This window comes from Ochrobactrum sp. A-1 (assembly GCF_022488005.1).
Lineage (GTDB): Bacteria > Pseudomonadota > Alphaproteobacteria > Rhizobiales > Rhizobiaceae > Brucella.
The window spans coordinates 77,744-95,290 of the sequence record NZ_JAKVQC010000009.1 but is presented as its reverse complement, the minus strand read 5'-3'; the positions used below and the strand labels follow the sequence as shown (position 1 = coordinate 95,290).

The window sequence follows — 17,547 nt, the reverse complement described above, 5'->3', positions numbered from 1 at the left end:
ATTTTTAGGTCGCGTGCCCTGTTCAGATCGAACGAGGAAAGGAAGACTGGGCGGCTCTTCACACGTATCCGTTTAGAGAGTTGCCATGTCTTGTTTGATTACGATGTCGCAGAAAGAACTCAATAGATTGGAAGTCATTCAGAAGATTCGAGATCGTCGTCTGACGGTTATCCAGGCGACTGCATTGCTGGATCTCAGCCGCAGCCAGATCCATCGTCTTTTACAGGCTTACGACAAGCTTGGGCATTCGGGTCTGATTTCGGGACGACGCGGACGCCCGAGCAATCGTCGTTACAGCGAGGATTTCCGGAATGCGGTGCTGGATCTGGTACGGGCTTATTATCGGGATTTTGGACCGACACTGGCCTGTGAGAAGCTTGCCGAACGCCACCGGCTTTCGGTCAGCAAGGAGACGCTGCGGCAATGGATGACGGTGGCGGGTTTGTGGACGTCACGGCGCGAACGCAAGCGACAACTGCATCAGCCGCGCGGTCGGCGTGATTGCTTTGGTGAGCTGGTACAGATCGATGGTTCGCATCATTGGTGGTTTGAGGAGCGGGGTCCCAAATGCGCCCTCCTCGTTTATATTGACGATGCCACGGGCAAGCTCCTGCATTTGCGCTTCGCTGGATCAGAGAACACGTTTGATTATTTTCATGCGACGAAGGCCTACCTGCAGCAATGGGGCAAGCCGCTGGCCTTTTACAGTGACAAACATGGTGTGTTTCGCACGACCCATGGTTCGCAGAAAGATCGCACGATCGGTCTGACCCAGTTTGGCCGGGCGCTTTATGAACTCAACATCGACATTATCTGTGCCAATACCCCGCAGGCCAAAGGCCGTGTCGAGCGGGCAAACAGAACTTTGCAGGATCGTTTGGTCAAGGAATTGCGACTGCGCGGCATTGATACGATCGAAGCAGCCAATGCTTATGCGCCGGAATATATTGCAGACTTCAATGCCCGTTTTGGAAAGGATCCGCGCAATCCCAAAGATATGCACCGACCGCTGGCCGCACATGAGAACATCGATGGTGCGATGTGCCGGAAGGAAGTGCGGACACTGTCGCAAACACTGACGCTGCGTTACGACAAGGTGCTGTTCATCCTGGAGCCGACGGAGCTTGCAAAGCGGCTGGCTCGACAAAAGGTGATTGTCTGCGACTATCCCGATGGTCGTCTGGAGATCATGCATGGTACGGACACCCTGCCCTATACAACGTTCGACAAGCTTCGTTCTGTTCACCGGTCGCCTGTTGTCGAGAACAAGCGACTGGATGACATGCTTTCGATTGTGGCCGAGATGCAGGCGGGCCGGGAATTGCAACGCAGCAAGAGCGGTCCCCGTCGCACAGGTCAGACGAACCATCTGTTTGGCGTGCCTGATGGCAGTGTCGGGAACGGGTATCAGAAGCGTGAGCGCAAATCGCGCACCGCTTACATGAACGATCCTGACGTTATCGCGCGCCGGGAGAAGGCACTGATGAGGCGGACAGCAGCCGAATAATGATCGTCAATGCACCTCAATGTCGCTTTGGGTATCCGATTCCAGCTGCAGGCAAGCTGCCCAGAGCGGCGAAGAAGCTTCAGCTGGCGGGTGATGTCGTGCATGACCCAAAGCGACGGAATGATTGTTACTAAGAAAGCTAAAGCCGAAGGGCACCTATCGACCCGCCCCCATTCCTCGCTTGCAACCCTGACCAGCCACTCGGCATGGGGGCTGAACGTCAGCACCTGTCGCATCTCTAACTTGCTAAAAACGTCGCATCCCTAACTTGCCAAAACATCTTTTTGTTAGATACAGACGTCGCCAGTGGTCTCACAGAATCGATCCGATTCTGATCTCATTCGAGTTCATTGTTTATAGAGGGAAGAAAGGGCTCTGCCCTCTCTCCCTACAAGCATCGCCTCGACCTTTCGATGCAGCAAGTCGGTCGCACCATTTCAGGTGCAACCGCGTTGCGCACCATCAGGCGGGGCGGGCTTTGCCCGCTCTTCGCCGCTGCTTGCCCCCTCTCTCCCGGTCTGACTTGCGACGCCGCAGGAGCAGGAGCAGGAGCGGGGCTCCTGCCCCATGGGCAAGAGCAAGACAGCTTCGCGGGAAAAGGGAATATGGAGAGCGAAATGCGCGCTGCCAACCCGAATATCTCTAAAATCGACAAGGCAAACGTCAATATCGACTATTCCTTTACGGGAGATACGAAACTGAAGCCGTCAATGGTTTTCGATGACGGCAAGAAAACCTTCTTCAAATTCACTGGTCGGACGCCAGCAATCTTTGCAGTAAACAGCGATTTTTCAGAAACACTGCGTAACTTCCGCAAGGAAGGCGAATATCTGGTCGTGGATGGAACGGCAACTCAATACACGCTGCGCGACGGTGATCAGTGGATCTGCATCTTCAACCTTAGAAAGCCAGATTTTGGCGCATCCGATCCCGACATCATGGGTCCCGCGCCTGATGAAGCGGCAACCAAGAGAAGAAGGAGCGGCAACTGATGAAACAGTCTCCCGAACTGGAAGCACTGGCGTCTGCCGATAACCCCGGGGTCAGCAACAAGAATGCAAAGCGGAATCAGACGGCCGCTATGGCGGTATTTCTGCTTGCAGGTGTAGCTATGGCTTATTTTGTTCTCAAACAACCTTCGGAGAAACCGCGCGATCTCGTGCGCGGTGACGAGGAGTTCAGCACCACATCGTTCAGACCGCCGTCTTTCGTGCGCGACCAGGGTCAGCCTCCTACAGCAATCGAGCCCAACATCATCAATATCCCGCCGCCGCCACCGCCACCGGAGCCGGAGAAAGTCGACACCACGACATTTAATGTCCCTCCCCCGCCTCCGCCGACAGTCGCGGTGAAGGAACCCGATCAGGCACCCACGCCGGAGATCGTTGAAGAATTTCCAGACCGGTTCAAATCAAAACTGATTGAGATGGATCAAGCGCGATCAGGCGGAGCAAATGGGGGACTTGGTGGCGATAGTGGCGAAAGAACACCGACTGTTGCTGGCGAAGACAGAAACAGCAAGTTTCTGGCGACGGCCTCGGCAATGGCCGACCGTAATGCCAAGGCTACGAAAATCAAGCGCATCGACGCGGTTGTGCCGGAAGGAACGATGATACCCGGTATTCTCGAAACCTCGATTGTAAGCGATCTGCCAGGCCAGGTTCGCGCCATCACGTCAGAAGACGTCTACAGTTTTGATGGTCGTCGCATTCTGATTCCGACCGGCACCCGCCTCATTGGTGAATATCAAAGCGACGTCATGACGGGCCAGACCCGCGTTTTCGTAGTCTGGACCCGCTTGCTTAGGGATGATGGTGTAAGCGTGCGCCTGAACTCCGTGGGAACTGACAGCCTTGGCCGTTCCGGCCTGACCGGCATCGTCGACAAAAAATGGCGTGAAAGGTTCGGCGCGTCCATCATGTTGTCTGTGGTGGGCGCGGGCGCTAGCTATCTGACTGGTTTCGGCAGCGGGGAAGCCTTCGGTCGTAACAACGATGATGCGAAACGGGGTGAAGAACTAGCCCGCGAAACAATCGCCGAAACATTCTCTCAAATGGCAAATACCGCTCTGAGCGAGAACTTGCGTATCAAACCAACAATCAGCGTCCATCAAGGCGAACATATCTTCATATTCGTGCGTCAGGACCTCGATTTTTCGGCCATGTACGACGATCCCGTAACAGAAGCGATGAAGGAAATTCAACGTGAACGCAGGGACAAATAGTGCGGCAACAGCCACACAAAGCAGATATTACTTTTTAGATCGAGCACTTGAGCCACTGCGGCCATTTCTCAACGATCCAAAGGTCGTGGAAATAGCCGTCAACAAACCAGGTCACGTCTATATCGAGCGACTTGGTGCCGATCACATGGAGTTCCACGAGGTTCATGCGCTTTCATCAGCGGAGATTCAGAATATCGGTGAGCGCGTTGCGGGTGCGACTGATCAGTTCATCAGTAAATCCGCGCCAATCCTGAGCGCAGCGCTTCCGACTGGCGAGCGCATTCAGGTGGTTCTTCCACCTGCTGCACCGGATGGCGGCTCGATATCGATCCGCAGGCAGGTCGTTAGCAATTTCAGCTTGGAAGAATACAGGGATAGCGGTTCGCTGGACAAGGTTTCCGTGGCTGTTGGTGGGCTTAGTGATATTGACCGACTGCTGATCGAGCATCTGAAGCAAAACAGAATTTTCGATTTCATCAACACGGCCATTACGCAACGGGTTTCGATCCTGATTAGCGGCGGCACATCATCGGGAAAGACAACTTTTCTGAATGCCTGCCTGAAATCTGTCCATCCAAAGGAGCGAATTATCACGCTGGAAGACACCCGCGAGCTGTTACCACCCCAAGAAAACCGCGTTCATCTTTTAGCTTCGAAAGGCGGACAGGGCACCGCTGACGTCACAATTCAACACTTACTTGAATCCTCGTTACGTATGCGTCCTGACCGGTTATTCGTTGGCGAGATCCGTGGTGCTGAAGCGTTTTCATTTCTTCGCGCCATCAACACCGGTCATCCAGGTTCTATGTCGACCGTTCATGCCGATACTCCGCAAGGAGCATACGAACAGCTCGCCATGATGATGCAACAAGCCGGGCTATCGGGCGGCTACTCGAAGCATGATCTCATGTCGTATATCCGGATGGTCATCCCCATCGTCATCCAGTTGCGTCGTGACGGCGGAAAACGAGGCGTATCGGAGATATTTTTTGCGCGAAACGAGGAGCCATGAGCAAGGGATACAAAGCGGTATATCTGATATTCTGTGCCGGCATCGCATTCTTGGTCTGGACCTTGGCTTATGGGGTCGTACTCGGAGTCATTTATAAAGACAGCCGAATTTTGAATATTACCATCACCGAGAATCCTTTTGCTCCGTTTCAGCAAGTCTGGGCCTATGCATCGAACTCTACCCTGCAGCGCGTTGCCATCGGGGCCCTGTTGCCTGCCATCGCAGCCGCCATCTTTGCAGGCTATCTTGGTCTCAGAAGCTACGATAACCCCTTGGGTGATGCAGCTTTTCAGGACGTCATGGGCCTTCGTCGCGGCAAGTGGTTCCGCAAGAAAGGGCATATATTCGGTCGTTTCGGCCGAAATGTGCTGCGAGCGGCCGACAGTCGCCATCATCTGATTATCGGCCCTACACGATCGGGAAAAGGAGCGGGTTATGTCATTCCAAACGCTCTCATGCATGAAGGGTCAATGATCGTATCCGACTTGAAGGGCGAAATTTTCAAAGCGACAGCAGGGTATCGCAAGAAGAACGGTAGCCAGGTTTTCCTCTTCGCCCCCGGCTCTGAAACGACAAATCGTTATAATCCTCTCGATTTTGTGCGCCCCGAGCGCGGTAATCGCACCACGGATATACAAAATATCGCCAGCATTCTCGTCCCTGAGAATCTAGGCTCTGAAAATTCAGTCTGGCAGGGCTTGGCACAACAAGTCGTAGCCGGGATTATCAGCTATGTTCTGGAGAGCCCCTATTATCACGGACGGCGCAACCTCGGCGAAGTCGTTTCCTTCGTGAACAGTGGTGTTGATCTTCAGGCGCAGATCAAGTTCATCAAGGAAAAAGAGCCGAACCTTTCAAAATATACGGTCGAAAGCTTTAACGCATTTCTGGCATTGTCAGAGCGGGCGGCGGCATCCGCGCTACTGGATATCCAGAACGCGCTTAGACCCTTCCGAAATGAACGTATTGTAGCCGCGACAGAAATAACCGACATGGATATTAGCGCCATGAAACGGCGGTCTATCTCGATTTATCTCGCACCAAATATTACCGATATAACGATCCTGCGCCCACTTCTCACTTTGTTCGTGCAGCAGGTCATGAACATTCTGACTCTGGAACACGATCCCAATTCCCTTCCCGTTTATTTTTTGCTGGATGAATTTCGACAGCTTAAAAAGATGGATGAGATTATGACGAAGCTTCCCTATGTGGCTGGTTATAATATCAAGCTTGCTATCATCATTCAGGATCTCAAGAATCTCGACGAGATTTATGGCGAGACTTCGCGTCACTCCCTTCTCGGCAACTGTGGTTATCAGCTGGTGTTAGGTGCCAACGATCAGGCCACAGCGGAATATGCATCCCGTGCACTCGGAAAAAGAACCATTCGCTACAAGTCGGAATCCCGCACCATCGAGATTCTCGGTTTACCTCGGCGCACAAAAGTAGAGCAAATCCGGGAACGCGATTTGATGATGCCGCAAGAAGTGCGGCAAATGCCAGAAAACAAGATGATCTTGCTCGTTGAAGGACAACGACCGATCTATGGCGACAAGCTGCGATTTTTCAATACCCAACCCTTCAAAGCCGCTGAAGCTTATTCACAAGCGCATGTTCCTGACGTGCCGATGATCGAGTATCTGCCCAATCAGCCGGTTCCGGCTCTGACAGACGAATATGCGAATGGCGGGCAACAGCCCGTTGAGCAGACCATACTCCCTCTACCCTCCCGATCTCAAAAGCATGAGGAAACTCCGCATCAAGCGGGTGCAAACAATGCTCCGTCAATTCCTAACGCTGATGACAGAAAAAAAACAAATAGCAGGACGGTTGATCTGAGCGTCAAATTACCTTCACCAGGCAGTGACACGAAGTCGGCAACGGCTGTGTCGCAAAATTTACACTTCTGCTGAGCTATGTGAGCGTCAGTGCGCATAATTGAGTGAGGCGAATGCGAATGACGGTCGCTTTCAAAGGTACCCATTTTCCAAAAAGTATCATCCTGCATGCAGTCTTCTTTTACGTGCGTTACCCGGTTTCCTATCGTGACCTTCAGGAAATTCTGGCAGAACGCGGCATTGCTGTGGATCATGCGACCTTGAACCGATGGGTTGTCCGGTACTCACCGCTGATCGCTGCCCAGGCGCAATCGCGCAAGCGACCCACGGCCCGTTCCTGGCGTGTTGACGAGACCTATATCAAGGTTCGTGGTCAATGGACCTATCTGTACCGAGCCGTTGACCGAGATGGCCAAACACTGGATTTCATGCTCTCCGAACGCCGGAATCTGGCTGCAGCACGGCGTTTCTTCAAGAAAGCCATCGCAGCCAACGGTGTTCCAGACAAAATTGTCATTGATAAAAGCGGAGCCAATCTGGCCGGAGCACAAGCTGTAAACACAATCCTGAAAATCACCGGTCACAGCAAAATGATTGAAATCCTGCAGGTTAAATATCTCAACAACATCCTTGAGCAGGATCACCGGTTTATCAAGCGAATTACCAAACCGATGATGGGCTTTAAGGCGTTTCATTCAGCCGCAGCGACAATCGCGGGCATAGAAGTGGCGCATATGATCCGTAAGAAGCAGTTCGCAAATGACACCGCTCGCCATTTAAAGTCTTTGCGGAGCTCGCAGCATAATTGCGTCTGAAGATCTGGCCGCTTCTAACATCATGATAAATTTGCGACATAACCACTTGAAATCGCTCATCGAAAATCTCGCGGAAAACTGTCGGCACTCTTTCGGACATCGGCAATTTTTTTTGCAACAGAGCCAAATAAGTCTCAGGCTGGTCGTGCGTTTCTCATGCACGACCAGTTTCAAATAAGTTTGAGTTTATAACTGACCAAGTTGATTGGAAGGACTAGAAGTCGACGGTCCGCGCTATATGAACATTCTCATATGCCGTGGCCCGGTCTGGAGCTGGCGGATAAATCCAGACCGTATTGATCTCCTGTTTCACCTTCTTCGCGTCGGTGCCGGTGATTTCAACTTTGCCGGACCATCCACGTGTAAAAATTGCAGCGTCAGCACCGAGATCAAGGCAAACAACATATGCGGGCTGATTATACGCCAAGGTTGGCTCGCCTAAGAGTTCCGCTGCTGCATTATGGCCTGCAAATGCGCCAAGTCGACGTGCATGCTGACAGGACATCAGCGAAAAATTTCCCTCATTGTCGGTTGCCGCCTTTGCGGTATCTCCAGTCGCGAAAATCTGAGCGTGACCAGGTACGCGAAGATCCGGTTCCACTATTATACGTCCGAGCTGGTCTCTTTCTGCCTCCAGCTGACTTGTGAGCGGAGAGGCGCGCATGCCTCCCGACCAGATCACTGTCGCAGTCTCGATCCGTTCTCCGTTATCAAGCGTTACTGAATTCTCGTCGAGTCTTGCAATTCCCGTGTTTAATCGGGTCTCTATACCAAGTTCTTTGAGACGCTGCTCAATATATGGACGTGGATTTTCTCCCATTGCCGGAGCGACATGCGGATTCCGATCCACAATGATGATGCGCGGACGAGTCTTGGAGCCCAGAATACCACGCAGACGCGTTTCGAGTTCGGTAGCGACTTCCAATCCTGTGAAACCCGCTCCGCCTACCACAACTGTGTCTCGTGCGGGGCTTGCCGGATGATCAGCAAGCCTGTGCAGATGCTGGTCCAGTATTACAGCTTCTTCAAGATGGTTGGAGGCAAAGCCGTATTCCTCAAGCCCGGGGATTGGTGGCTGAAAGCCGCGACTGCCAGCAGCAAGCACGAGTCTGTCATAGGATTGTAGGACGCTTCGACCGTTGCCATCAATGATCGCAACTTGGCTACCAGCAACGTCGATCTTTTCTACTGTACCAGCAATGAAATTGATCTCAGTAGCGGAGAAGAGATCCCCAAGAGGAGCTGTCATCTTATCGGGCTCGGGTTCATAGAGTCTCGGGCGGATGACCAGCTCAGGTTCAGGGGACACGACGGTGATTTTCAAATCCTCAGCTGACACACTCTTTTCGTGCCTCAGCCGAGAGGCAGCCAATGCTGCCATAACACCGGCAAAACCGGCGCCAACAATGAGGATATGCTTGGACATGATGATTTCTCCTGTTTACGAGATGCCGGTAATGGTGGGCATTTCGGCCTGGACACTCGTCTGAGTGTCGGACGTGCTGGCTAGTTTCCAGTATCGAGACAATGAACACGGTAGACAGACATGTAACCCACCTGCTTGATGCGCGATCTCGTGCCTTTTTCAAGAGATCCCGATATCCCAACTCGATACAGTATGCCGAAGCCGCGATCGCTGTTTCTGTTTTCGATCCGCTTTACCAGACCGCTTTTAAAAATATCTCGGCAGACAACGCGGGGCGATTGGCTGATGGAATGAAGCATCCTGTACGACATACGAGGAAACTTACGTCCTAAGTATTGGTGTAAGGTCGGGAACCACATTCACATCCAACTTCCGGAGCCGGCCGTATCCCTGATGTCTGGTTTGGCTCAAAGTTCTGGTTTCAAAGAATGCTTCGCCCGGATTTTTCTTATCACCTCGGCTGACGATATGCGCGAGAGTTCGTTTCGTCCGGCAGCAGCCATTTCGATGTTGTTTGCCTCGCATAACGCTGCAAAAGTTACCATAACGCCGCCGACTTCCTGTTCAGGAATACCAGGGTCCCGAGCGTAAACATATTCAACGATTTGAAGTATGGTAGCCTTATCACACCCCAGAGACTGGGCCAGTTCCACAGTTTCTTCGAGAAACCGCCGATTTCTTTCCGCTCTATTGTTCGCCAGATCTCTTCCGAAACACTCAATCACCCAGTTCCAGACCCGCCTCTGGAAACGTACACCATTCAATGCTTCAGCTTTTTGCATCCCAGTCACAATGATCACCTTTGAAAAATTCAACTTGCAAACGTGTCAGAGAGAAATTTGTTACGAGAACAACGTCTGACCCGCATATTAAGACTCATGAAGTTTTGCAGAGTTCAATTTACTGAGCAATCTATGCTTGTTGACAGGATTCGAATGATCCCGGTGGCAACTGTTCGCCACCGAGGTTTCATATATCTACGGTCGTTCAAGCACGACTATTCCCGCTTGAGAGCTAACGCTTCCACGCAAGTTCCGGTCTGATCTGGTAATTGCTTTTCTCGCGGAGGAAGAAAGCTGCCAGCTTGAGAAAGGTCAGGCCACGGCAATACTGTTTCACCGCAAACCTTCCAGTTGCCCTCCTGCTTTCTAAGGCGTAGTTCATAAAATGCAGGGGTCGCTTTCTCACTCATCTGGCGAAAGAGAATGACAGTGGCTTCATCTCCCTGCGCTTCAATATGAAGAAATCGTTTTGTGGTAAGAAGAGGAAGTTCCCCTGCGTCTCGTCGTGACCGGAACTCCTCGAATATTCCCGCTTTCGAAAAGCGGGAGATTTCGCCATCTGGCGTCAACACCAGGAAAGCCAGATCTTCCGAATACAACTCTTCCATTTCGTCCATGCGATAATGGCTGCCCACTTCTGCCAGTTTTTCAACAAAAGCAGCAATTTCAGAATTATTCTGTGTCATAAAGCCAGATCCTTCAAACAAGCGACATTCCGCCATCGACGTGGAGATCAATGCCATTGATGAAGCTGCTCGCCTGTGAAGCCAGGAACAGAGCGGCTCGTGCCAGTTCATCAGTTGTTCCCAGTCTGCCTGCGGGAATGGTTTCGGCCATCAATTTGAGAAACGGTTCGCGTTCGACATCTGAGATTCCTAGTTTGCCCAGGATTTCAGTATCTGTGGGTCCTGGGCTGATAACATTTGCCCTGATACGCCTGTGCTTGAATTCGAGAGCCCAATTCTTCACAAATGCCACCGCAGCCGCCTTCGAACCGGCATAGACTGTATGATCAGGAAGGACCTTGGTTGCCGCCAGAGAACTGGTGACAATAATAGTGCCATCGTCATTTATGAGTGGCGATAGTGTCTGGACACCGAAGAAGACACCTTTTGTATTGATGTTGAAATGTCGATCATAAATATCTTCAGTTACTGCCTCAGACGCTTTAAGGTCAATGACACCGGCATTTGCAAAATAGATATCGAAAGCGCCGAAGCGATCGGAGATCTCATCTGCCACCCGTTTATGGTGGGAAAGATCGGAGACATCGCCGCAAATGCCAATGGCATTTCCGCCGATGTCTTTCAGTGCTGCGTTTAAAGTGTCCTGTCGGCGAGCAGTTATGACGACCTGTGCTCCGTTCTCCACGAATAGTTTAGCAGTTGCTTTTCCGATACCACTGTTGCCGCCTGTGATGACGGCCACCTTGCCTTTGAGAAGACCCATATACTTTCTCCATATTGATCTAAAGGTAAAATATGGATTTGATCTGTGTTCCATTAGCCCTTGGCTGGGTATTTCACTTTTGCTTCCGGAGTTCGAATGCCAAACCTTTTGAATGAAACCGCAGGCCTTCTGGCATTTGTGCGCACTGTGGAAGCAGGTTCCTTCAGTGCAGCAGCTCGGCTGCTCAAGACATCTCCTTCAGTTGTTTCCAGAAGTGTCGGACGACTTGAAAGGCTCATCGAAGCGCGTCTCTTTCTAAGATCGACGCGTGCTCTCGTACTGACCGCAGACGGGCATTTGCTATTCGAGCGCTTGTCTCCCCTGCTTCGCGAACTCGATATTGCCGATGATGAAATCAATGCACGCAAGGAGATATCAGGTCGTGTCCGCTTCTCCATGTCTAGCGAACTTGCCCCGCTGTTCCTTGACACCATATTGTCCGGCTTTGCTAAGCGTTACCCGGGAATTCATCTTGAAATCGGCCTGACCGATCGTCACGTCGATATTATTCGCGAAGACTATGACGTGGCATTTCGAGTTGGAGCAATCGAGAATGGTGATTTGATCATTCGCCGACTGGCCGATTTTGAAATGATTATGGTCGGTTCTCCGGATTTTGCGAACAATCATGGTTTGCCTGGCACGATAAAGGAAGCCGCCAGGTTGCCCTTTGCAAGGTATATGGGCAATGGATACCCGAACGACGTAAAGCTGGATGATGGTACTCACTTCGTCCCACAAGGACGTGTCGATTGCGATTCAGGCCAGGCATTGAAAGCCGCTGCCAGACATGGTCTCGGTGCAGCTGTTGTGATGCGTTGTGTGGTTAAGGACGACCTCGAAAAAGGAACTCTGGTCGAAATTTCGAAAATGGTACCACTTCCGTCTATGCCGTTTCACGCTGTGCATGCCTATAAGCGCCTGGTTCCCATGCGTGTGCGCGTTCTTTGCGATATGGTCGAAAGCCGAGCAAAATCATTGGCTTCATCGTGAGGCCATATTTAGGTTTTCAGACAATCAGGACAGATTCTTCATCAAACCAGCCTTGGATTGATGTCGCGCTCTTTTTTCCGAACTCCGCCAATTGAAACGATCAATCTCCAGCAGGGTTTGTGTCATGCATTCTGAATCTGCGATGGCAGTGTTTCCCAAATCCTGATCAACTCCCCTATGGAAGATGCCTCCATCTTCCGCATGACATTTCCCCGGTGAAGCTTGACAGTTACCTCACTGATCCCCAAGTCAAAAGCAATCTGCTTGTTAAGTCGCCCGCGTGCCACTTCTCGCAAGACCTCTCGCTCTCTGGGGGTCAATGTCTCATGATGCTCGATATTGCGTTTGACGATGACTGCGTGGGAACGTCGCTGCGCATCCATTTCTATTGCTGACGTAACCGCATCAAGCAATGTTTGATCTCGCACCGGCTTGGTCAGGAAATCGACTGCGCCAGCTTTCATTGCCTCGACAGTCATCGGAATATCACCATGACCCGTCAGGAAAATGATCGGTTTGGGATTGCCGCTTTGTGCCAATTGCCGCTGTAAATCCAACCCACTTGTGCCCGGCATGCGCACATCGAGGATTAGACAACCCGGTGCTTCCAGCAGGTCTGTTCCAATCAACTCGCGTGTAGAGGCAAAAGCTATGGGCCTGAGCCCTGCCGATAAGATCAACTCGAAGAGTGCCTCTCGTATGGCCTCATCGTCATCTACGATCACAACGAATGGCTGCTCCGCATCCGTTGCGCGTTTTGACGATTGCCCTGGTTTCAAATTGTGTGACTGCTGTTCAGTTCTCATGTCCACCCTCCATTCGACGCTTGTCTAATGCTTCACCAATTGCTGCAAGCAATTCCTGTCCATCGAACGGCTTCCTGAAGAAACCTGTTATTCCCTGAGCTCGCTCCTGGTCCGCTATTTCGTGCCTTCCTGTAATGAGAAATACAGGAATATCAGGACGAACCTCCTGAACTATTTCTCGCAATTCGAAGCCATTGATGTCCGGCATGCCGATGTCCGTTATAACGAGGTCTATGCCTCCAAGCCCCCGCGTTAACAGTGAGACGGGAGAAGAAAAACAGCGAGCCATGTACCCTGTCGACTCCAACAGATCTTCCATTGATTCCAGTAACCGTGAATCGTCGTCAACAACTGCAATTACGAGCTTGCTCTCGATCATAGTTCCTCCCCTTTTGATCTGCGCGAGTGGGTGATCGGTATTTTCAACCTCTCCGCGATGCGTACGAGATCAGGGAGCGACGCTGCCGCCATTTTTTGCATGACATTCCTTCTGTGGAGTTGCAACGTCACTTCGCTTATGCCGAGTTCGGCAGCTGCCTGCTTATTGAGGAGACCGCTCACGACTAACGGCATCACCTCTCGTTCTCGGGATGTGAGTTCTCCATAGCGCTGTCTCAGCAATTCGATTTCCGCCCGACTATTGCGTAGCTGTTGATCTTGTTCGATTGCCGCATTGATTGCCGCAAGGAGTTTTGCGTCACTGAAAGGCTTGGTCAGAAAATCGACAGCGCCCCGCTTCATTGCGCGAACAGAACTGGGAATATCGCCATGTCCAGTGATGAAGACGATGGGCGGATGTTCCTGCACCGAAATCTGTTTCTGCAGTTCCAGACCGTTAATATCGGGAAGTTCGACATCGAGCACGAGGCAAGACGGAACATCAGGCTTGTGAGCATTGACGTAATCTCTTGCCGATCCAAATGACATAGTGCGCATGCCATACGAAGCCAAAAGTTCCTCCAGGGCTTCGCGGATGCGCTCGTCGTCGTCTACAATGAATACCAACTGGCTAATGCTCATCACTTGTCGCCTTCGCCTCCACGGGGAGAGTAAAAATTAGCGCCGTTCCGTACGGCTCATTCTTTTCCGCCCACAGGCAACCACCATGTGCCTCGACAATCGAACGGGAAATCGCGAGTCCCATGCCCATTCCCTGTTCTTTCGTCGTAATAAACGGTTCGAATATTCTTTCCGGGGATGTAATTCCCACGCCCTGGTCGCTGATCTTTGTCTGAATGAAACCTCCGTCGCGAACCACCCTTATCGTCAAGTGGCGATCACGTGTGATGGCTTCCATCGCTTCAATGGCATTTCGAATGAGATTCAAAAGGACTTGCTGGATCTGGACCCTATCCGCCATCACATACGGTAAATCTGCCTCTATTTCGACGACGGTGCGGACACGCCAGCGCAGCAGCTCCTCCGTCATGAGCCCGCGCACCTCCGCGATGACGTCGTTCAGCGTGATTTTCTTTTTTGCGTCAGCCGACTGCCTGAATAGAGCTCGAATTCGACCGACAACGTCGGCGGCAGATGTGGCATCCCGTGTGATGCGTTCAACAGTCTTAAGGGCTCGTTCGGTGTTTGGCGGTTCGGCGGTGAGCCAGCGCCGACAGGCATGGGAATTGGCTACAATAGCCGCCAAAGGCTGGTTGACCTCGTGTGCGATCGACGCCGAGAGCTCTGCAAGGCTTGAGGCCTGGCTCGCTCGAGCTAATTTCTCATGTGTGAGACGAAGTTCATCCTGCGCTCGGACTTCGCGATCAATATCCAGACATATAACGTTCCACTGAACGATATTACCCTGTCCGTCGCGCATTGCTTCTGCCCGTGTCTCAACCCAGCGATATTGCCCATCGAAACGCCGTAAACGATGTCTACGTGCATATGGCTCCCCTGTAGCGAGTGAATGTGCGTAATGTTCTTTCACTCCAGCCAAATCGTCAGGATGCACTCCTGCATCAAGCGTTGCATTGAGCTTGCCGTCTTCGTCGAGCCTGTCGAGACCATAGCCGAGAAATTGGCTCAATCGGTCGCTCCGATAGACCGGTTCGCCGTTCGGATCAGCGCAGTCGATCATGACGGGTAAGGCTTCCACCAGACGCCAAAGTGAACGTTCCCTTTCCCGTAATGCTTCCTCCGCGCGCTTCCTCTGGGTTATATCGATGAATCCAACCAGACTTTTATCAGCCACTGCATCAGGTCGTGCAGTCGTAAAGAGGACATCGATGACGCGACCGTCCAGGCGCATTACTTTTGTTTCTTCCTGAAAAACCTCTTCTCCACGATAGCGCGCCTCTATCGAACGGCGAATCGTGTCCATGCCGGGCTGCCAATAACGGGTGGCGGAACCACGCATTTCGTCGGCATTTTGGGCCCCAAACATTTCGAGAATATGCTGATTAACCTCTTCGACTTCCAGAGCCTCGACAGCCCGTGTTAGAAATTCTGGATGCTCGTCTATATAGTCGCGCAAGTCGTTCACCCCTTGCGCCCGCAATTCATTGAACAGAAGAACAAGTTTTTTGGCGTCGACCTGGGTGAGGCCGATCGGCATGTACTGAAAAAGATCGCGATAACGGCGCTCGCTGTGTCTGAGGGCGTCCTCGGCTTTAACCTGATCATCAATGTCGGTAGATAGACCATACCATTGGATTATGCGTCCATCATCGTCTCGCAGTGGATCTGCCTGTCCGGCAACCCAGCGATATACGCCGTCAGCCCGGCGAAGTCGGTATCTCATCGAAAAGCGTTCGCCAGTGGCAATGCTGTGGTTGAGCGCCTGGGATACCCGCCCCACGTCGTCGGGGTGTGTCGTGCTTTCCATGATGGCTGCCAGACGTTTTGGCCCCATCTTTTCCGCGTCCTCCACATCCATACCGAAGAAATCAATCAAACGCCTGTTGAAGTAATTCGGCTCTCCTTCCGGGGTAAGGCGCCAGATAAAGCTCGGCACCATATCGACGAGCATTGAAAGCTCGCGCTCCCGATCAGACAGGGATTTTTGGGCAGTTACCAGATCGTCGATATCGACGCAGACACCATACCACTGGACGATCGCGCCGGTTTCGTCTCGCAACGGTTCGGCGCGGGTTTCGGTCCAGCGATAATTGCCGTCAGAACGCAACTGTCGGTATCTTTGAACATACGGTTCATGCGTCGTCAGGGAACGATGAATGGCATCTCTTGCCTTGTGAATATCATCTGGATGGATGACACTGAGATTGGGAGACTTGTCGACTGCGGTGATATCCTCGAGCGTCGCGCCTGTTACTTCGGTAAACCGCTTGTTGACATAAGTTGGCGACCCCTTTTCCGAAATCGTCCAGACGAGTGCAGGGACTGTGTCTATCAGCTGTTGCAGGCTTTGTTCCCGCTCGCGTAACGCAGTTACGGTTTTCTTATATAGATCATTATCGAGTGCAATACCGTACCAGCCTGAGATTTGCCCATTGCCGTCGCGTACGGGCCTGGCGGCGGTTCTTGCCCAGACATACACATCGTTGGCCCGTCGAAAGCGGAATTCTACGTTAAAGTCATCTCCGGTCGCCAGGCAGTGACGCCATTTTTCCGCAACTTCTTCATAATCATCAGGATGTAGTACTCGTTTCCACGCAGTATGGCCTTCATCTACAGCAGCATTAAGATAATCCAGGGTGACACCGAGAGAACTCTGTGCGAATGGATGGAGGAATATCCATCTTCCTGCTGCGTCAAACGCCCAACCATTGCCGAAAATGCTCTCCACAACCTTGGCCGAACGCATCGGCTCTGTCTCATCATTTCCAAGCAACTCGGCCGCTGTTTGTTTAGGAGGGTCTTGCTCGGTGACCAGGTCTCCGATATCCACGCTGACGCTATAGCTTGGCTCCGACCGGGTCTCGATCCTGCGATACGTCCCATCGGCCTGGCGTTGGCGGTGTCGGGTGATTTGCGGAACACCGGTCCAGAATGCACGAGCGGCGGCATGAGATGCGGATATCCTGTCGTCCGGATGGGTAAGATCAAGTGTTTCTGGTTGATCGGAACGCGCTTTTCTGTCCAACGCCAAGTTCGTTACAAGGTTGAAGCGCTCGCTGTCAATTGATGGGACATCGGCATTGATTATGGTTCCATACCAGCCACGGATTTTACCCTGCTTATCCCGCAAAGCTTGTCCGGAACTGCGACACCATCGATAAGCGCCGCTCGAACTTAAAAGCCGATGTTCGTAACTATATTTTTCACCGGTACGCAATGACCTAAGCCATATTGCCGCAAAACCATCAAGGTCATCGGGATGGATAAGTTTTGACCAGCCATATAAAGCCCTACCAATCGGTTTATTGGATTGCTCCAATGAAGACTGGACAAGGGAAAGCAGCTCTTCGGTCAGATAAATAACCGCGCCATCTTTATCGGTCGCCCAGGCGATCCCCACCACACGTTCAACAATTTGCGCAGCTTCAATAGCGTAAATATGATCGTCTTCATCCGATATAGAAGTAAACGTCATTTGCCGCAGCCTTTTCAGCATTCACCGATGATCATCATGCTCAGTTTAACCTGAACTCTCTCGATCTGCATGCTATGGAAATCTATAGGAGCTTGACTTATTTTTGATGGAACTGACCCGACGGGTTAAGGGTTGCCAAACATTGGCAAGGCAATCTCCTTATCGCCGATCGACCGGCTAGTGAACTCCGATGGAGT

General features: G+C 51.9%; 13 protein-coding genes and 2 pseudogenes. 7 read left to right on the top strand and 8 right to left on the bottom strand.

Annotated features, from left to right (window positions below):
- The first annotated feature begins 85 nt into the window (after positions 1-85).
- From MKS82_RS27740 to MKS82_RS27715, 6 genes and pseudogenes are all read left to right on the top strand, one after another.
- Entirely contained in the window at positions 86-1,507 is a 1,422-nt protein-coding gene (locus MKS82_RS27740) for an ISNCY family transposase (RefSeq protein ID WP_240578367.1), read from the top strand.
- A gap of 608 nt (positions 1,508-2,115) precedes the next feature.
- Positions 2,116-2,499: pseudogene (locus MKS82_RS27735) on the top strand (TrbG/VirB9 family P-type conjugative transfer protein); the annotation flags it as partial.
- Entirely contained in the window at positions 2,499-3,731 is a 1,233-nt protein-coding gene (virB10, locus tag MKS82_RS27730) for a type IV secretion system protein VirB10 (protein WP_240579561.1), read from the top strand. The pseudogene MKS82_RS27735 and the gene virB10, both read left to right, overlap by 1 nt.
- Positions 3,712-4,743, top strand: a complete 1,032-nt coding sequence (virB11, locus tag MKS82_RS27725; RefSeq protein WP_240579560.1) for a P-type DNA transfer ATPase VirB11 — start codon at positions 3,712-3,714, stop codon at positions 4,741-4,743. The genes virB10 and virB11 overlap by 20 nt, the downstream gene beginning before the upstream one ends.
- Complete coding sequence (locus MKS82_RS27720; RefSeq protein WP_240579559.1) at positions 4,740-6,659, top strand: type IV secretory system conjugative DNA transfer family protein; 1,920 nt, start codon at positions 4,740-4,742, stop codon at positions 6,657-6,659. The genes virB11 and MKS82_RS27720 overlap by 4 nt, the downstream gene beginning before the upstream one ends.
- Before the next feature lie 44 nt (positions 6,660-6,703).
- A pseudogene (locus tag MKS82_RS27715) lies at positions 6,704-7,389 on the top strand (IS6 family transposase).
- 224 nt (positions 7,390-7,613) lie between these two features.
- On the opposite strand, the gene MKS82_RS27710 reads toward MKS82_RS27715, so the two are convergent.
- The 4 genes from MKS82_RS27710 to MKS82_RS27695 form a co-directional block, all read right to left on the bottom strand.
- Entirely contained in the window at positions 7,614-8,825 is a 1,212-nt protein-coding gene (locus MKS82_RS27710; RefSeq protein WP_151557803.1) for an NAD(P)/FAD-dependent oxidoreductase, read from the bottom strand.
- A 407-nt stretch (positions 8,826-9,232) separates the two neighbouring features.
- Positions 9,233-9,607 (bottom strand): hypothetical protein, encoded by a 375-nt coding sequence (locus MKS82_RS27705; RefSeq protein ID WP_036588392.1) that lies wholly within the window; start codon positions 9,605-9,607, stop codon positions 9,233-9,235.
- Between the two features lie 215 nt (positions 9,608-9,822).
- On the bottom strand, positions 9,823-10,293 hold the full coding sequence (locus tag MKS82_RS27700) for a hypothetical protein (protein WP_036588390.1): 471 nt from the start codon (positions 10,291-10,293) through the stop codon (positions 9,823-9,825).
- 13 nt (positions 10,294-10,306) lie between these two features.
- On the bottom strand, positions 10,307-11,056 hold the full coding sequence (locus MKS82_RS27695; protein WP_151557805.1) for an SDR family oxidoreductase: 750 nt from the start codon (positions 11,054-11,056) through the stop codon (positions 10,307-10,309).
- A 96-nt stretch (positions 11,057-11,152) separates the two neighbouring features.
- Here MKS82_RS27695 and MKS82_RS27690 point away from each other — a divergent pair, with 96 nt between their 5' ends.
- Positions 11,153-12,049, top strand: a complete 897-nt coding sequence (locus MKS82_RS27690; RefSeq protein ID WP_151557807.1) for a LysR family transcriptional regulator — start codon at positions 11,153-11,155, stop codon at positions 12,047-12,049.
- A 122-nt stretch (positions 12,050-12,171) separates the two neighbouring features.
- Here MKS82_RS27690 and MKS82_RS27685 read toward each other — a convergent pair whose 3' ends face one another.
- The 4 genes from MKS82_RS27685 to MKS82_RS27670 are packed head-to-tail and all read right to left on the bottom strand — an operon-like array spanning position 12,172 to position 17,350.
- The gene (locus MKS82_RS27685; protein WP_036588380.1) at positions 12,172-12,855 is read right to left on the bottom strand and encodes a response regulator transcription factor; all 684 of its coding nucleotides are present in this window, start codon (positions 12,853-12,855) and stop codon (positions 12,172-12,174) included.
- Complete coding sequence (locus MKS82_RS27680) at positions 12,845-13,234, bottom strand: response regulator (RefSeq protein ID WP_151557809.1); 390 nt, start codon at positions 13,232-13,234, stop codon at positions 12,845-12,847. The genes MKS82_RS27685 and MKS82_RS27680 overlap by 11 nt, the downstream gene beginning before the upstream one ends.
- The gene (locus tag MKS82_RS27675; protein WP_036588374.1) at positions 13,231-13,875 is read right to left on the bottom strand and encodes a response regulator transcription factor; all 645 of its coding nucleotides are present in this window, start codon (positions 13,873-13,875) and stop codon (positions 13,231-13,233) included. The genes MKS82_RS27680 and MKS82_RS27675 overlap by 4 nt, the downstream gene beginning before the upstream one ends.
- Positions 13,865-17,350 carry a PAS domain-containing protein gene (locus MKS82_RS27670; RefSeq protein WP_151557811.1) on the bottom strand — a complete coding sequence of 1,162 codons (3,486 nt, stop codon included), beginning with the start codon at positions 17,348-17,350 and terminating at the stop codon, positions 13,865-13,867. Before MKS82_RS27670 ends, MKS82_RS27675 begins: the two co-directional genes overlap by 11 nt.
- Positions 17,351-17,547 lie beyond the last annotated feature (197 nt).

What these genes read in the sequence shown, in the direction of transcription:
- MKS82_RS27740 (WP_240578367.1), top strand. Translation starts at nt 86, where the DNA reads ATGTCTTGTTTGATTACGATGTCGCAGAAAGAACTCAATAGATTGGAA.
- virB10 (WP_240579561.1), top strand. Translation starts at nt 2,499, where the DNA reads ATGAAACAGTCTCCCGAACTGGAAGCACTGGCGTCTGCCGATAACCCC.
- MKS82_RS27720 (WP_240579559.1), top strand. Translation starts at nt 4,740, where the DNA reads ATGAGCAAGGGATACAAAGCGGTATATCTGATATTCTGTGCCGGCATC.
- MKS82_RS27710 (WP_151557803.1), bottom strand. Translation starts at nt 8,825, where the DNA reads ATGTCCAAGCATATCCTCATTGTTGGCGCCGGTTTTGCCGGTGTTATG.
- MKS82_RS27705 (WP_036588392.1), bottom strand. Translation starts at nt 9,607, where the DNA reads ATGCAAAAAGCTGAAGCATTGAATGGTGTACGTTTCCAGAGGCGGGTC.
- MKS82_RS27700 (WP_036588390.1), bottom strand. Translation starts at nt 10,293, where the DNA reads ATGACACAGAATAATTCTGAAATTGCTGCTTTTGTTGAAAAACTGGCA.
- MKS82_RS27695 (WP_151557805.1), bottom strand. Translation starts at nt 11,056, where the DNA reads ATGGGTCTTCTCAAAGGCAAGGTGGCCGTCATCACAGGCGGCAACAGT.
- MKS82_RS27690 (WP_151557807.1), top strand. Translation starts at nt 11,153, where the DNA reads ATGCCAAACCTTTTGAATGAAACCGCAGGCCTTCTGGCATTTGTGCGC.
- MKS82_RS27685 (WP_036588380.1), bottom strand. Translation starts at nt 12,855, where the DNA reads ATGAGAACTGAACAGCAGTCACACAATTTGAAACCAGGGCAATCGTCA.
- MKS82_RS27680 (WP_151557809.1), bottom strand. Translation starts at nt 13,234, where the DNA reads ATGATCGAGAGCAAGCTCGTAATTGCAGTTGTTGACGACGATTCACGG.
- MKS82_RS27675 (WP_036588374.1), bottom strand. Translation starts at nt 13,875, where the DNA reads ATGAGCATTAGCCAGTTGGTATTCATTGTAGACGACGACGAGCGCATC.
- MKS82_RS27670 (WP_151557811.1), bottom strand. Translation starts at nt 17,350, where the DNA reads ATGACGTTTACTTCTATATCGGATGAAGACGATCATATTTACGCTATT.